Below are 14,449 nucleotides of genomic sequence, written 5' to 3'. Positions count from 1 at the left end.
CCGTCCGTGATCGTTGGAGTTCTCGCCCTTCAGGGTGACTTTCGGGAGCATGCCGGGGTGCTGCGGTCCCTCGGTGCCGACGTCGAACTCATCCGCCGCCCGGAGGAACTGGCCCGCATCAGCGGGCTGGTGATCCCGGGCGGCGAGTCCAGCGTGATGGACAAACTGGCCCGGGCGTTCGGCCTCGCCGACCCGCTCGCGGAGGCCGTGCGGAGCGGCCTGCCCGTGTACGGCACCTGTGCCGGTCTGATCATGCTCGCCGACACCGTCATCGACGGGATCAGAGGCCAGCAGACCATCGGCGGCCTCGACATCGCGGTGCGCCGGAACGCCTTCGGCTCGCAGACGCTGTCGTTCGAGACCGATCTTGATGTGCCCGTGCTGGGTGATCCGGCGGTGCACGCCGTGTTCATCCGAGCTCCCGTGGTGGAGACCGTCGGGCCGAGCGCACGGGCTCTGGCCACGCTCTCCGACGGGCGCTGCGTCGCGGTCGAGCAGGACAACTTGCTCGGCACGTCGTTCCATCCGGAGATCACCGGGGAGTACCGCTTCCACGAGTATTTCCTGCAGAAGGTGGCCGCCGCGAACTTCCGTCACTAGGCTCCGGTCATGGCCGACTGGGTGGCGCTCCTGCGCGGAATCAACGTCAACGGGATCACCATCGCGATGGCCGAGTTGCAGACCGTCTTCCGCGACCTCGGCTACGCAGACGTTCGCACGGTCCTGGCCAGCGGCAACGTGCTGTTCACGACGGGTGAAACGGATGCCGCGGCGCTCAAACCCCGGATCGAACGTGCCCTCTCGAGCGCCTTCGGCTATCAGGCCTGGATCGTGCTCGTGGGGGTCGGCACCCTCGATTCGGTGGTGCGGGCGTTCCCGTTCGACGCCCAGCGGGACGGCTGGCATCCGTACGTCGTATTCGGGGCCGGGCAATCAGCCCTCGAAGAGTTGCACGCGTCGGCCGGCCGGCTGGACCCGGACACGGAAGAGGTACGGCCCGGGGAGGGCGTGCTCTACTGGCAGGTGCGCCGGAGCGTCGGCATCAACAGCCCGTTCAGCAAGCTGAGCGGCAAGGCCCGCTACCGGTCGACCACGACCACCCGCAACCTCCGCACCCTGACCAAGCTGCTTGCCGCGGTTCCGGGCGCGTGAAGCCCGTCCCATCAGGCATCGCGGGTTAGAATGGGGCGCACCTCCAGGTGCAGCGATCAGTGGCACAGCAGTGCAGCGACCAGCGGCAGCAGGCACCCCGGCGCCAATCGACAGCCACGTCACGACAGCCAAAGACAACGGGAGACTCATGTCCGGACATTCCAAGTGGGCGACAACGAAGCACCAGAAGGCGGTCACCGACTCACGTCGGGCCAAAGCCTTCGCCAAGTTGATCAAGAACATCGAAGTGGCTGCCCGCATGGGCGGCGCCGACCTGTCGGGAAACCCGACCCTGGTCGACGCGATCCAGAAGGCCAAGAAGACCTCCGTCCCCAACGACAACATCGACCGTGCCGTCAAACGCGGCGCCGGACTGTCCGGTGAGGTCGTCGACTACACGACGATCATGTACGAGGGCTACGCCGCGCACGGCGTCGCCATCATGATCGAGTGTCTGACCGACAACAAGAACCGCGCCGCCGCCGAGGTACGCACGACCGTTTCTCGCAATGGCGGCAACATGGCCGATCCCGGCAGCGTGGCCTACAACTTCCACCGCAAGGGCATTGTCGTGGTGCCCAAGGGCAACAACGTCACCGAAGACGACGTGCTCGCTGCCGTGCTCGACGCCGGTGCCGAAGAAGTCGTCGACGACGGCGACAAGTTCGAGGTCTTCAGCGAAGCGCACGACCTCGTGGCGACCCGCACGGCCCTGCAGGACGCCGGAATCGATTACGACTCCGCCGACATCGCCTTCGTGCCGCAACTCAAGGTCGAGGTCGACGCCGAGACCGCCCGCAAGGTGTTCCGGCTGATCGACGCGCTCGAAGAGCTCGACGACGTCCAGAACATCTTCAGCAACTACGACGTGTCGCCCGAGGTCATCGCGGAACTCCAGGCCGAAACCGAGTAGCGACCATGTCAGTCCGGGTTCTGGGCATCGATCCCGGGCTGACCCGCTGCGGCGTCGGCATCGTCGACGTGGCCGGCAACCGCGCCGCGACCCTGGTCGACGTGACGGTGCTGCGCAGCTCACCCGACCTGCCGCTCGAACAGAGGCTCCTGCTGATCAGCCGCGGCCTGGAAGACATGTTCGACCGGCATAAGCCCGCGGTCGTCGCCATTGAGCGGGTGTTCGCCCAGAACAATGTCAGCACCGTGATGGGCACCGCCCAGATCAGCGGTGTCGCGCTGCTCCTCGCCGCCCAACGCGGACTGGCCGTGACCCTGCACACCCCGAGCGAGGTCAAGGCCGCGATCACCGGCTACGGATCCGCCGACAAGGCCCAGGTGGGCGCCATGGTGGCGCGGGTGCTGGGCCTGAAAGAAGTGCCGAGGCCCGCGGATGCCGCGGACGCGCTGGCCATCGCGATCTGCCACGCCTGGCGCACCGGGGCAGCCGGCGGCACCCTGCCCACCAGCGCCGAGGTGGTGGCCGGAACCCTGACCCCGGCCCAGAAGGCATGGCGCGCCGCCGAGCGCAGCCAGGTGTCCCCGGTGCCCCGTAGTCTGAAGCGGTGATTGCTTCCGTTCGTGGCCTTGTCCTGTCTGCCGTGGGTTCCGTGGTCGTGATCGAGCTCGGGGGATTCGGACTGGCCGTTCAGGTCACCCCGGCCACCGCCCTGTCCCTGCGCGTGGGCACGGAGGCTCGACTCTCGACCACACTCATCGTGCGCGAAGACTCACTCACCCTCTTCGGCTTCCCGTCCGCCGACGAACTCGAGGTCTTCGAGCTTCTGGTCGGAGTCACCGGGGTCGGACCGAAATCGGCCCTCGGTGTGCTCGCGGTGCTGAGTCCCGGCCAGATCGCCCAGGCCGTCTCAGCGGAAGACGACGGCGCGTTCCGCAAGGTCAGCGGCATCGGGCCGAAAACGGCGAAACTCATCGTGCTGTCCCTGGCCGGCAAGGTGTTCGTGACGACCGCGGCCGCGGCCTCCGCCCGCCCGGCGCCGACCAGTGCGTCCGCGAACGTGCAGGCCGCCTTGATCGGTCTCGGCTGGTCGGAGAAGGTGGCCGCCCAGGCCGTCGACGAGACCCTGGCCGAGAGCCCGGAACCCGATCAGGTCGGTGTGGCCGCGCTCCTCCGCCTTGTGCTCGCCAGACTCGGCCCGGCCCAGCAGGCATCGGAGCGTCGCTCGTGACCGGCGGACAGGGCCTGGCCGGCGACCCCGGCGTGGAGCTGACCAACCCGGTGCTCGAAGGCGACGCCGAGCTGGCCTTCGAGGGGGCCCTCCGTCCCCGCAGCCTGGCCGAGTTCGTCGGCCAGCAGAAGGTGCGCGGACAACTCCAATTGCTCCTGACGGCCGCCACCATGCAGAGCCGCACCCCCGACCACATCCTGCTGGCCGGCCCGCCCGGACTCGGGAAGACCACTCTGGCCATGATCATCGCCTACGAGGGCAACCGGCCGCTGCGGATGTCCAGCGGCCCTGCCATCCAGCACGCGGGTGACCTGGCGGCGGTACTCTCCTCACTGGTTCCCGGCGAAGTGCTGTTCATCGACGAGATCCACCGCATGGCCCGCTCCGCCGAGGAGATGCTCTACCTGGCGATGGAAGACTTCCGCATCGACATCATGGTCGGGAAGGGGGCCGGCGCCACCTCGGTCCCGCTCGACCTGGCACCGTTCACCCTGGTCGGCGCCACCACCCGGTCGGGGCTGCTGCCCAACCCGCTGCGCGACCGGTTCGGCTTCACCGCCCACCTGGAGTTCTACGCCGACCACGAACTCGAGCGGGTGCTCGAGCGCGCGGCCAAACTGCTCGACCTGGTGATCGACACGACGGCCATCGCCGAGATCGCCGGACGGTGCCGAGGCACACCCCGAATCGCCAACCGTCTGCTCCGACGCGTGCGGGACTACGCGCTGGTGCACGGCGGAGACGCCGACGTGGCCGCGGTGCACGCCGCACTGGAGCTCTACGACGTGGACGCGATCGGGCTGGACCGGCTGGACCGGGAGGTGATGCGCATCATCCTGACCCGTTTTGGGGGAGGGCCGGTGGGCCTCAACACCCTCGCCGTGTCCGTGGGGGAGGAATCCGAGACCATCGAGGCCGTCGTGGAGCCGTTCCTGGTGCGGATCGGGTTTCTGATGCGCACTCCACGCGGCAGGGTGGCGACCGCGGAAGCGTGGCGGCATTTCGGCCTTGCCGCCCCTCGAACGGGCGGGCCGCCAGTCCCTCTTATGCTGGATGACCTATAATTCGAGTTGGTTCGCCTAGAACCATTCGTGCGGGCTCCCCGGAGTCGGCACGCACAAACTTCGGCCTCGCGCCGCAACCGGAAGGTCTCACAGTTCTATGGATCCGTTGACTCTTGTCATGCTCGCCGTTCTCGCGGCGCTCGTATTCTTCATGTTCCGCAACAGCCGCAAGCGCCAGAAGGACCTGGCTGCCCTGCAGGCCCAGATGGTCGTCGGCGCCGAGGTCATGACCAACTTCGGCATGTACGGAACCATTCTGGCCATTGATGAAGAGGCGAACAAGGTCGCCCTCGAGATTGCCCCCGGAACCGTCGTGCAGCTGCACCGTCAGACCATCGCCCGCGTCGTCGAACCGATCGTGGCCGAGCCCGAGGCGGAGGGCGTCGCCGAGCTGAACCAGGGCAGCGCCACCGTCATGGGTGAACCTGACTTCGGCCAGCGCGTTGCCGACTCCGACGAAGAGCCCAAAAAGGGCGACGCGTAACCCATCCCTCCCCATGCCCGCTCCTCGGAGCGGGCATGAGCATAGAAAGCTGAGTTCTCTGGTGGCAAAGTCGTCTCCGGCCAAAAAGGCCTGGCGTTCCCTCACGTGGCTGGGCGTGATCATCGTCGGCCTGATTGCGCTCAACACGGCCGGCGTGCTCACCGGCGGCGGATCCTGGACGCCCAAGCTGGCCCTGGACCTCGAGGGCGGCACGCAGATCATCCTGGCGCCGAAGCTTGAGTCCGGTCAGTCCGTCTCCTCGGACCAGCTCAACGAGGCCGTGAAGATCATCCGGCAGCGGATCGACTCGGCGGGCGTCTCTGAGGCGGAGATCAACACTCAGGGCGGCCAGAACATCGTCGTGTCCATCCCCGGCGTGCCGGATGATGAGACGATCAACCGGATCGAGTCCTCGGCCAAGCTCGAGTTCCGCCCGGTCCTCGTGGCTGGAGCCCCGTCCGCGGCGAGCGTCGGCGAGGACGTCGTCGGAGAAGACGGGGTCGCCACGCCGGCCCCGACCCCCACGGTCGACCCGAACCTGGCAAGCACCCCGACCGCGGTGCCCACCGACGGGAGCGACCTGAACTGGATCACCCCGGCGCTCCAGGCCGAGTACGAGGCCTTCGACTGCAGCAAGATCGACACCACCAATGTGGCGCCGGCCGCCGAGCCGCTGGTCACCTGCGAAGCGGACGGCTCCACCAAATACATCCTCGGCCCGGTCGAAGTCAGCGGCGAGAACGTCTCCGACGCGACCAACGGCCAGCAGACCACGCAGAGCGGCGCCACGACCGGTGAATGGGTCGTCAACATCGTGTTCGACGGCACCGGAACCAAGGCCTTCGCCGACGTCAGCACCAGACTGAACGGGCTCACCGGAGCGCAGAACCAGTTCGCGATCGTGCTCGACGGCAACGTCATTTCCGCCCCCCGCACCCTGGCGGCCATCACGGACGGCAACGCCCAGATCAGCGGTGACTTCGACCAGGACTCATCGAAGGCCCTCGCCGACCAGCTCAAGTTCGGTGCCCTGCCGCTCAGCTTCACGGTACAGAGCCAAGACACCATCTCGGCAACCCTCGGCTCCAGTCAGCTCACCGGCGGCCTGATCGCAGGTCTGATCGGACTCATCCTGGTCGTGCTCTACTCGCTGATCCAGTACCGCCTGCTCGGCCTGGTCACCGTCGCCTCGCTCACGGTCGCCGCGGTCATCACCTACCTGCTGATCACGATCCTGTCGTGGCGCGAAGGTTACCGGCTGTCTCTGGCCGGCGTCGCGGGTCTGATCGTCGCGATCGGCATCACCGCGGACTCCTTCATCGTCTACTTCGAACGGGTGCGCGATGAGCTCCGGGACGGGCGTGGGCTCGAATCCTCGGTCGAAGCCGGTTGGAAGCGCGCCCTGCGCACGATCCTCGCCTCCGACGCGGTCAACATCCTGGCCGCCGGGGTCCTGTTCATCGTCGCCGTCGGCAACGTGAAGGGTTTCGCCCTCACCCTGGGCCTGACCACCCTCGTCGACGTGCTCGTGGTCATGCTCTTCACCCACCCGATGCTCCAGCTGCTGGCACGCACGAAATTCTTCAGCGACGGCCACAACCTCAGCGGCCTCGACCCGCGGGCCCTGGGCGCGACGTACCGTGGACGGGCGAAATTCCGCCCCTCGGACGACCTCCCGTCCGCCAAACTGTCCTCGGCCAGCCGTGAGGCAGCCAAGCGTCAGACCATCGCCGAGCGCAAGGCGTCAGAACTCGTCGGTTCCAGTGCGGATCGATCGACCGATGGGAAGGATTCCTAATGGCCAGCTTCTCCCAATTCGGCAACGACCTGCACACCGGCAAGCGCTCGTTCGACATCGTCGGGCGCCGCAAAACCTGGTACCTGGTCGCAGCGGTGGCGCTCCTCGTGGCCATCGTGGTTCCCCAGCTGCGTGGCGGCTTCGTCTTCGGCATCGAGTTCACGGGGGGCTCCGAATTCGTGGTCTCCCAGGTCGCCGACCAGGATCAGGGTGCGGCCACCGACGCCGTGACCGAGGTCGTCCCATTGGCGGCACCGAAGGTGTCCAGCGTCAGCACCACCGGCATCCGGGTGCAGACCGACCAGCTCACCAGCACCGAGACCCGTGAGGTTCGCGCCGCACTGGCGGATGCCTACGCGGTTCCGGTCGAACAGGTCACCGCGTCCTTCATCGGCGCGACCTGGGGCCAGGACATCACCGGGCAGGCCGTGCGCGGACTCATCATCTTCCTGGTGCTCGCCGCCATCGGCATGGCCCTGTACTTCCGTACCTGGAAGATGTCACTCGCGGCCATGACGGCGCTGATGCACGACCTCGTCATCACCGCCGGGATCTATGGCATCACCGGGTTCGAGATCACCCCGGCCGCCGTGATCGGGTTCCTCACGATCCTCGGCTACTCGCTCTACGACACGGTCGTGGTGTTCGACAAGATCCGCGAGAACACGTCGGAAGCGGGCGCCGAGACACGCACGTTCGCCGAATCCGTGAACCTCGCCGTGAACCAGACCCTGGTGCGCTCGATCAACACCTCGGTCGTCGCCGTGCTTCCGGTCGCCTCGATCCTGTTCATCGGAACCCTCGTGCTCGGGGCGGGCACCCTGCGGGACATCTCGCTGGCCCTCCTGATCGGAATCCTCGCCGGCGCCTACTCGACGATCTTCATCGCGTCGCCGCTGTACGCCCAGATCCGCTCCGCGGAGCCGGCGGTGCGCAAGGCCGACCTCAAGGTCCTCGCCCTGCGGGCGAAGGCCGGGCCGGCCCCGAAGGTCGCCGAGGAAGTCAGCGCTTAATCAGCGCCTAGTCAGCGCTGAGTCACCGGCGGGCAGCACCCCGCTCCCGAGCCGTAAGTGGTATCCGATCCGGCTCGGGAGCAGTAATAATTGATCAAACGGATGGAGGTGGCCCGATGGCCGAACTGACAACGCCTCCTGCCTCCCCGACTCCGCTCCCGCCGGCGTCGCTACGTCGCCTCGTGCCCCGGATCTTCTCCCGGGCCCAGCCGGTCGGCGCCGTCGACACGCTGCTGAAGACCGTGCGGATGCACCACCCCAAGGTCGACCTCTCGATCATCGAGCGGGCCTACGTCATCGCCGAGCAGGCCCACGAGGGACAGTTCCGCCGGAGCGGCGAACCGTACATCACGCATCCGGTCGCGGTCGCGCAGATCCTGGCCGACCTGGGCATCGGCCCCAAGACGGTCTCGGCGGCCCTGCTGCACGACACCGTGGAAGACACCGAGTACACGCTCGACCAGTTGAGGAGTGATTTCGGCGACGAGATCACCATGCTGGTCGACGGCGTCACCAAGCTGGACAAGGTCAAGTACGGCGACAGCACCCAGGCCGAGACCGTGCGCAAAATGATCGTGGCGATGTCCAAGGACATCCGGGTGCTGATCATCAAGCTCGCCGACCGCCTGCACAACGCGCGCACCTGGGGATTCGTCCCCGCCGAGTCCGCGACTCGCAAGGCCACCGAAACGCTGGAGATCTACGCACCGCTCGCACACCGGCTCGGGATCCAGACCATCAAGTGGGAACTCGAGGACCTCTCGTTCGCGGTGCTGTACCCCAAGCTCTACGCCGAGATCGACAGCCTCGTCAAACAGCGCACCCCGCAGCGCGAGGAGTTCGTGCAGCACGTCATCGACTCGATCGTCGATGACCTGAAGGCCGCCCGCATCCGGGGAAAGGTCGCAGGGCGCCCCAAGCAGTACTACTCGATCTACCAGAAAATGGTCGTGCGCGGCCGCGAATTCGACGACATCTACGACCTGGTCGGCATCCGGGTGCTCGTCAATTCGGTGCGGGACTGCTACGCGGTGCTCGGCGCGATCCACGCCCGCTGGACGCCGCTGCCCGGCCGGTTCAAGGACTACATCGCCACCCCCAAATTCAACCTGTACCAGTCGCTGCACACCACGGTCCTCGGCCCGAGTGGCCGCGCCGTGGAAATCCAGATCCGCACGCAGGAGATGCACCAGCGGGCCGAATTCGGTGTCGCCTCACACTGGAAGTACAAGGAACAGGTCACCGGCAAGAGCGCGGGACCCGGCCCGCAGAGCGACACCGACATGGCCTGGCTCGCCCACATCTCCGACTGGCAGGCAGAGACGGCCGACCCGGGGGAGTTCCTCGACTCGTTGCGCTATGAAATCGGCGCCAAAGAGGTTTACGTCTTCACCCCCAAGGGCCGAGTCATCGGACTGCCGGCCGACGCCACCCCGGTCGACTTCGCCTACGCCGTGCACACCGAGGTCGGCCACCGCACCATGGGCGCCAAGGTCAACGGGCGCCTCGTTCCCCTGGAAAGCCCCCTCGTCACCGGTGACGTCGTCGAGGTGTTCACCTCGAAGAATCCCGACTCCGGGCCGAGCAAGGACTGGCTGAATTTCGTCAAGAGCCCACGGGCCCGCAACAAGATCCGGCAGTGGTTCACCAAGGAGCGCCGCGACGAGGCGATCGAGCAGGGGCGGGACGCCATCGCCCGCGCCATGCGCAAGCAGAACCTGCCACTGCAGAAACTGATGAACCAGGATTCCTTCGCCGAGGTCGCCGCGGTGATGAAGTACGAAGACGTCTCCGCGTTGTACGCCGCCGTCGGCGAGGGGCATGTATCGACTCAGTCGGTGCTGGAGAAGGTCGTTGCCACCCTGCAGAGCGTCGAAGAGAGCGACGCCACCGATCTGCCGTTCATTCCCCACGGGCGCACGCAGACGCTGCGGAACAGCGACTCGGGAATCCTCGTGCGCGGCGCCCCCGACATCCTGGTGAAGCTGGCCCGGTGCTGTACCCCCGTTCCGGGAGACAAGGTCGTGGGGTTCATCACCCGTGGCGCCGGGGTATCGGTGCACCAGGCATCCTGTCGCAACGTGCAGTCCCTGCTCAAGGAACCCGAGCGCATGATCGATGTGGACTGGGCGCCGACCTCCAAGAGCCTGTTCCTGGTACAGATCCAGATCGAGGCGCTCGACCGCGCCGGTCTGCTGTCCGATGTCACCCGGGTCCTGTCCGAGCATCACGTCAACATCCTCTCGGCGACCGTGCACACATCGACGGACCGGCTCGCGATCAGCCGGTTCGTCTTCGAGATGGGCGACACCACCCACCTCGACCGCGTGCTCAACGCCGTGCGCCGCATCGACGCCGTGTACGACGTGTACCGCGTCAACGAGGGCTGAGCAAACCATCTAAACCGGCAGATCGTCGAGGTGCCTCTGTACCTCCCGCAACCGGGTCAGGGTGGCCGCCTTGAACGGCAGGTTGGGGGCGGCGCACAGGATTCGTGCAGGGTCGGCGCTGGTGCAGCCCGCCAGACGCAGCAGGGCGGCGATGAGGGGGACCAGACCCCGGTCGGCCGACTCGCCATGCCAGCGGGCCAGGTCCACGGCCGTGCGCAGCGGCCGCGTCACACGGAGGCCGGAGATCGTCTGGAGCTGGTCTGCCGGGCAGCTGACCTCGCGGATCTGCAGCCGGGGTGAGGGGACCAGCTTCATCCGGGCGGAACTCTGCACGCAGAACTGGTGCCGGTGGGGTTCCGGGGCCAGACCGTAGATCCAGGCGGCGGTCAACCGCTCCGCGATGGCCCGGGGCGATGAGAGCAGCATGCCGACGGCACGGGCGCGCCGCGCCGGGTCATCCACCTCGTCGACCGGGCACCAGAAGTCGCCCAGGGGGAAGAGCTCACCGTCGAGACGGGCGCAGCACAGCTCCGCAAGCGGCAGGTCATGGGCGGAGAGCACCGCGTTCAGGCGAGGGTTCATCGAACCAGCGTGCGGTGCGGTCCGGTCATCCGCCAACGAAAAACGGGGATCTGTGGACAGATCCCCGTTCGTCGAGCAGTGGACGGCCGGCTACTGGCCGATGGCCTTCAGCCACGCCTTGCGAGTCTCGAGAGCCTCGGTGGCATCCTTGATCGCCGCGGCATCCCCGCCGGCCTGCGCGGTGGCCAGTTCGGACTCCAACTTCGCGATGGCGTCGTGCAGCTGGCCGGCCAGACCCTCGGCGCGAGCCTTGGTCTCCGGGTTGTTGCGCTTCCAATGATCGTCGTCGAGCTTGCGCACGGCGGCCTCGACCTTGCGCATGCGGTCTTCGACGGATTTGACCGAGTCGCGCGGAACCTTGCCGATGTCGTCCCACCGGCGCTGGATGGAGCTCAGCGCGGTGCGGGCCTTGGCCCGGTCCGTCTCGGTCAGCAGCAGTTCGGCCTCGGTGAGCAGCTCGAGCTTGAGAGTCAGGTTGCCCGCGAACTCCTCGTCGTCGTGCGCGTCGATTTCGGACTTGACGGAGTAGAGCACGTCACCGGCCGCCTTGAACTTGGCCCACATCGCATCGTCCTGCTTCTTACCGCTGCGGCCCGCGAGCTTCCACTCGTCAAGCAGATTGCGGTAGGCCGGGATGCCGTCGGCGCCCTTCGGCGCGAGGGCCTCGGCCTGCTCGATCAGGCGCTGCTTGCGGTTGCGAACGTCCTTGTGGGCACTGTCGAGCTCCGCGAAGAATGCCTTGCGGTTCTGCTCGATCGTGGTGCGGGCCGCTCGGAATCGCTTCCACAGATCGTTGGCCTCGCCCTTGGGGATGCGCGGGGCGTCGTGCTGGTGGGCCTGCCACTTCGCGAAAAGCGCTTCGAGGGCGGCGCTGGTCTGCTTCCACTGCGTCTTGGCCGGGTCTTCCGCGGCGAGAGCCTCGGCCTCGGCGACGATTGCGGCACGCTCGGCGACGGCAGCGGTCGCGGCGGCCTTGGCTTCGGCTCCCTGCTGCTCGGTGAGCTCGGTCACGGCCCCACCGAGAGCACCCAGGCGAGCGGCCAGCGCTGCCAGGTTGCCGACCGCGTTGGCGTTCGCCACGGCCTCCGTCAGATGTTTGACGGACTTCGCGATGTCGGCGGCAGGTGCGCCGCCCTTGGCGCGCTGTTCGAGGAGCGTGACCTGGCCGTTGAGCTCAACGTATTTACGTTCGAAGTAGGCCAGTGCCTCCTCCGGCGTCGCGTCGGGATACTGTCCCACGGCGCGCTCGCCTGTTGCCTCGCGCACGTAAACCGTGCCGGTTTCGTCTACGCGACCCCATGGTTGCTGATCTGTCGTAGTCAAGAGCCTCACCTTATTGATGTCGTTGTGTGCTCACGAGTGAGCCAATACCCGGTCAAGCCTATTGCAAGCCCGCGCGCTGTTTGTCTGTTCTACTGAACTGATATCTGAGTGATGCTGGTCGGCACCGTGGGGGCGCCGTCGGAAGAGCCGTCGGCGACGCCGGCATCCGTGATCTGGGCCTTGACTTCATTCAGCCCGCTGGTCACCCGTCCGAGGACCGTATAACCGCCCACCGCGTCGGCAGGGATGGTCGTGTCGTCGTACACGATGAAGAACTGGCTGCCCATACTGTAGGCGTTGTCGCCCTGGCGGGCCATGGCCAGGGTGCCGGCCGGGTACACATCGTCGGCGGGAGCGTTCTCGATCGGTCCGTAGCTGTAACCGGGTCCACCCGATCCTGTTCCGGCCGGGTCACCGCACTGCAGCACGAAGAATCCGCCGTCGGTGAGTCGATGACAGGTCACGCCCTGGTAGAAGCCGTCGTTGATCAGACTGATGGTCGAGGACACGGCCTGCGGGGCGAGGCCCCCATCGAGCTCGATCCCGAGCGGGATGCCGTTGAGGGCCAGCGTGCCGGTCCAGGTGCGGTCTTCCGCAAGGGAGCTGGGCGGCACGTCGCCGCTGTTCGCACCGTCGGCCGGAGCGGCCGAAGCGCTGGGGGAGTCGGCGGGGGAGGCGACAGTAGACGGTGCCGTGCTGCCGGGGCCGCCACTGAAGAACAGAATCTGGGCGCCGATGGCCAGGGCCACTACCGCGACCACGCTGACGCCGGCGATGAGGTTGTCCCGCGCGCGCCGCTTCACCTGGTGCTCATGAACGAAGCGCCGAGCCTGGAACGTGCGCACACGCGAGCGCGCCTCGCGGGCTTGACGTTCTTGCTTCTTGTTCGGTAGCACGTTGCAGCCTCCAGGAGGCCTCCAGCGGAAGGCCAGGTCGAAAGGGACGGTCCCGGCGTCTGACGCCCGAACCACGATGAACTCTACGCAACCCGGTAAAGGCGGGCAAACATCCGCTCCGAAACAACGCGAACCGGATCGGCCCGGACACCGGCACAAACTACGCTGGACCCATGGTGGATTCACAACCGGGACTGCGCAGCGGCGCCACACCCCTCGCCGTGCGGATGCGCCCGACGAGCCTCGAGGAGGTCGCCGGCCAGAAGCACCTGCTCACGCCGGGCTCCCCGCTGGTCAGCCTGGCCGGAGACAAAACGGGGGAGCAGGGCGCGGTCTCGGTCATCCTGTGGGGGCCGCCCGGCACCGGCAAGACCACCCTGGCCCAGGCCATCGCGCGCAGCTCGGGCCGCCGGTTCGTGGAACTGTCCGCCGTGTCGGCCGGCGTGCGGGACGTGCGCCAGGTGATGGAAGAGGCGCGCACCAGCCGGGATCTCTACGGTCTGTCCACCGTGCTCTTCCTCGACGAGATCCACCGGTTCAGCAAGGCCCAGCAGGATGCCCTCCTCCCCGGGGTGGAGAACGGGGTCATCATCCTGGTGGCCGCCACCACCGAGAACCCGTCGTTCTCGGTCATCTCCCCGCTGCTGTCCCGCTCCCTGCTGCTGACCCTCGAAACGCTCAGCGACGACGATCTCGGTGTCGTCGTCGACCGGGCCGTCGTCGACCCCCGCGGCCTGGCCGACCGGTTCGTGCTCGACCCCGAGGCCCGGGCCGCGATCATCCGGCTCGCGTCGGGCGACGCCCGGCGGGCGCTGACCGCCCTGGAAGCCGGTTCGGTGGCGGCGGCGTCCTCCGTCGACGCGGAGTCCGACACCAAGCCCGTCATCACCACCGAGATCGTCGCCCTCGCCGTCGACCGGGCGCTGCTGCGCTATGACCGCAACGGCGATGAGCACTACGACGTCATCAGCGCCTTCATCAAATCGGTGCGCGGCTCGGATGTCGACGCGTCTCTGCACTACCTCGCGCGCATGATCGAGGCCGGCGAAGATCCCCGGTTCATCTGCCGCCGCATCATCGTGCTGGCCTCGGAAGACATCGGCATGGCCGACCCGCAGGCGCTCCTGATCGCCATCGCCGCCGCGGACGCCGTGCAGTACATCGGCATGCCCGAGGGCCGCATTCCGCTCGCCCAGGCCGTCGTTCACCTGGCCACCGCACCCAAATCCAATGCGGCCTACGTGGCGCTGGACGCGGCGATCGCCGACGTGCGGAACGGCAAGACCGGCCGGGTGCCGAAGCCGCTGCGGGACGCGCACTACCCGGGCGCCAAACGCCTGGGCCACGGCAAGGGCTACAAATACCCCCACGACGATGCCCTCGGCGTGCTCGCCCAGCAGTACCCGCCGGACGAACTCACCGACGTGCGCTACTACGCACCCACGGAACACGGGCATGAGCGTGAGGTCTCGGCCCGCCTCGCCAAGCTACGCAAGATCATCCGTGCCCGGTAGGCAGCCTCAGCGTGCCGTTGTGCTAACCTGAAGCCTGCCTACAACTGGAATCGGCATGCGGCTGCGTCCGATTTCAGTTCGGATGGGTTTCG

General features: G+C 67.3%; 14 protein-coding genes. 11 read left to right on the top strand and 3 right to left on the bottom strand.

Going from position 1 to position 14,449, the window contains the following annotated elements:
- Positions 1-6 precede the first annotated feature (6 nt).
- The 10 genes from pdxT to E3T23_RS12425 all read left to right on the top strand — a co-directional run bounded on the left by pdxT (position 7) and on the right by E3T23_RS12425 (position 10,042).
- Entirely contained in the window at positions 7-600 is a 594-nt protein-coding gene (pdxT, locus tag E3T23_RS12470) for a pyridoxal 5'-phosphate synthase glutaminase subunit PdxT (RefSeq protein ID WP_134370753.1), read from the top strand.
- Between the two features lie 9 nt (positions 601-609).
- Positions 610-1,152, top strand: coding sequence for a DUF1697 domain-containing protein (locus E3T23_RS12465; protein ID WP_134370752.1), 543 nt, complete (start codon positions 610-612; stop codon positions 1,150-1,152).
- Positions 1,153-1,300: 148 nt separating this feature from the next.
- Entirely contained in the window at positions 1,301-2,065 is a 765-nt protein-coding gene (locus tag E3T23_RS12460) for a YebC/PmpR family DNA-binding transcriptional regulator (protein WP_134370751.1), read from the top strand.
- A gap of 5 nt (positions 2,066-2,070) precedes the next feature.
- On the top strand, positions 2,071-2,673 hold the full coding sequence (gene ruvC / locus E3T23_RS12455) for a crossover junction endodeoxyribonuclease RuvC (RefSeq protein ID WP_134370750.1): 603 nt from the start codon (positions 2,071-2,073) through the stop codon (positions 2,671-2,673).
- Positions 2,670-3,293, top strand: coding sequence for a Holliday junction branch migration protein RuvA (gene ruvA, locus E3T23_RS12450; protein WP_134370749.1), 624 nt, complete (start codon positions 2,670-2,672; stop codon positions 3,291-3,293). The genes ruvC and ruvA overlap by 4 nt, the downstream gene beginning before the upstream one ends.
- Positions 3,294-3,307: 14 nt before the next feature.
- A complete protein-coding gene (gene ruvB / locus E3T23_RS12445) occupies positions 3,308-4,357 on the top strand; it encodes a Holliday junction branch migration DNA helicase RuvB (RefSeq protein WP_166806288.1) in 1,050 nt (349 codons plus the stop codon).
- 118 nt (positions 4,358-4,475) lie between these two features.
- On the top strand, positions 4,476-4,841 hold the full coding sequence (yajC, locus tag E3T23_RS12440; RefSeq protein WP_241977896.1) for a preprotein translocase subunit YajC: 366 nt from the start codon (positions 4,476-4,478) through the stop codon (positions 4,839-4,841).
- Positions 4,842-4,902: 61 nt separating this feature from the next.
- Positions 4,903-6,639, top strand: a complete 1,737-nt coding sequence (gene secD, locus E3T23_RS12435) for a protein translocase subunit SecD (protein ID WP_134370747.1) — start codon at positions 4,903-4,905, stop codon at positions 6,637-6,639.
- Positions 6,639-7,652 (top strand): protein translocase subunit SecF, encoded by a 1,014-nt coding sequence (gene secF, locus E3T23_RS12430; RefSeq protein WP_134370746.1) that lies wholly within the window; start codon positions 6,639-6,641, stop codon positions 7,650-7,652. Before secD ends, secF begins: the two co-directional genes overlap by 1 nt.
- A 116-nt stretch (positions 7,653-7,768) precedes the next feature.
- Complete coding sequence (locus E3T23_RS12425; RefSeq protein ID WP_134370745.1) at positions 7,769-10,042, top strand: RelA/SpoT family protein; 2,274 nt, start codon at positions 7,769-7,771, stop codon at positions 10,040-10,042.
- 9 nt (positions 10,043-10,051) lie between these two features.
- On the opposite strand, the gene E3T23_RS12420 is transcribed toward E3T23_RS12425, so the two are convergent.
- The 3 genes from E3T23_RS12420 to E3T23_RS12410 form a co-directional block, all read right to left on the bottom strand.
- Positions 10,052-10,624, bottom strand: coding sequence for a type IV toxin-antitoxin system AbiEi family antitoxin (locus E3T23_RS12420; RefSeq protein WP_134370744.1), 573 nt, complete (start codon positions 10,622-10,624; stop codon positions 10,052-10,054).
- Positions 10,625-10,714: 90 nt separating this feature from the next.
- Positions 10,715-11,947, bottom strand: coding sequence for a DUF349 domain-containing protein (locus E3T23_RS12415; RefSeq protein ID WP_134370743.1), 1,233 nt, complete (start codon positions 11,945-11,947; stop codon positions 10,715-10,717).
- Between the two features lie 89 nt (positions 11,948-12,036).
- Positions 12,037-12,750 carry a peptidylprolyl isomerase gene (locus tag E3T23_RS12410; protein ID WP_241977894.1) on the bottom strand — a complete coding sequence of 238 codons (714 nt, stop codon included), beginning with the start codon at positions 12,748-12,750 and terminating at the stop codon, positions 12,037-12,039.
- 266 nt (positions 12,751-13,016) lie between these two features.
- Between E3T23_RS12410 and E3T23_RS12405 the strand changes: the two genes are divergently transcribed.
- On the top strand, positions 13,017-14,357 hold the full coding sequence (locus E3T23_RS12405) for a replication-associated recombination protein A (protein ID WP_134370741.1): 1,341 nt from the start codon (positions 13,017-13,019) through the stop codon (positions 14,355-14,357).
- Positions 14,358-14,449 lie beyond the last annotated feature (92 nt).

The organism is Cryobacterium cheniae (genome assembly GCF_004403395.1).
GTDB lineage: Bacteria > Actinomycetota > Actinomycetes > Actinomycetales > Microbacteriaceae > Cryobacterium > Cryobacterium cheniae.
The sequence above is the reverse complement of the archived record's forward strand: the minus strand, read 5'-3'. Positions and strand labels throughout refer to the sequence as shown.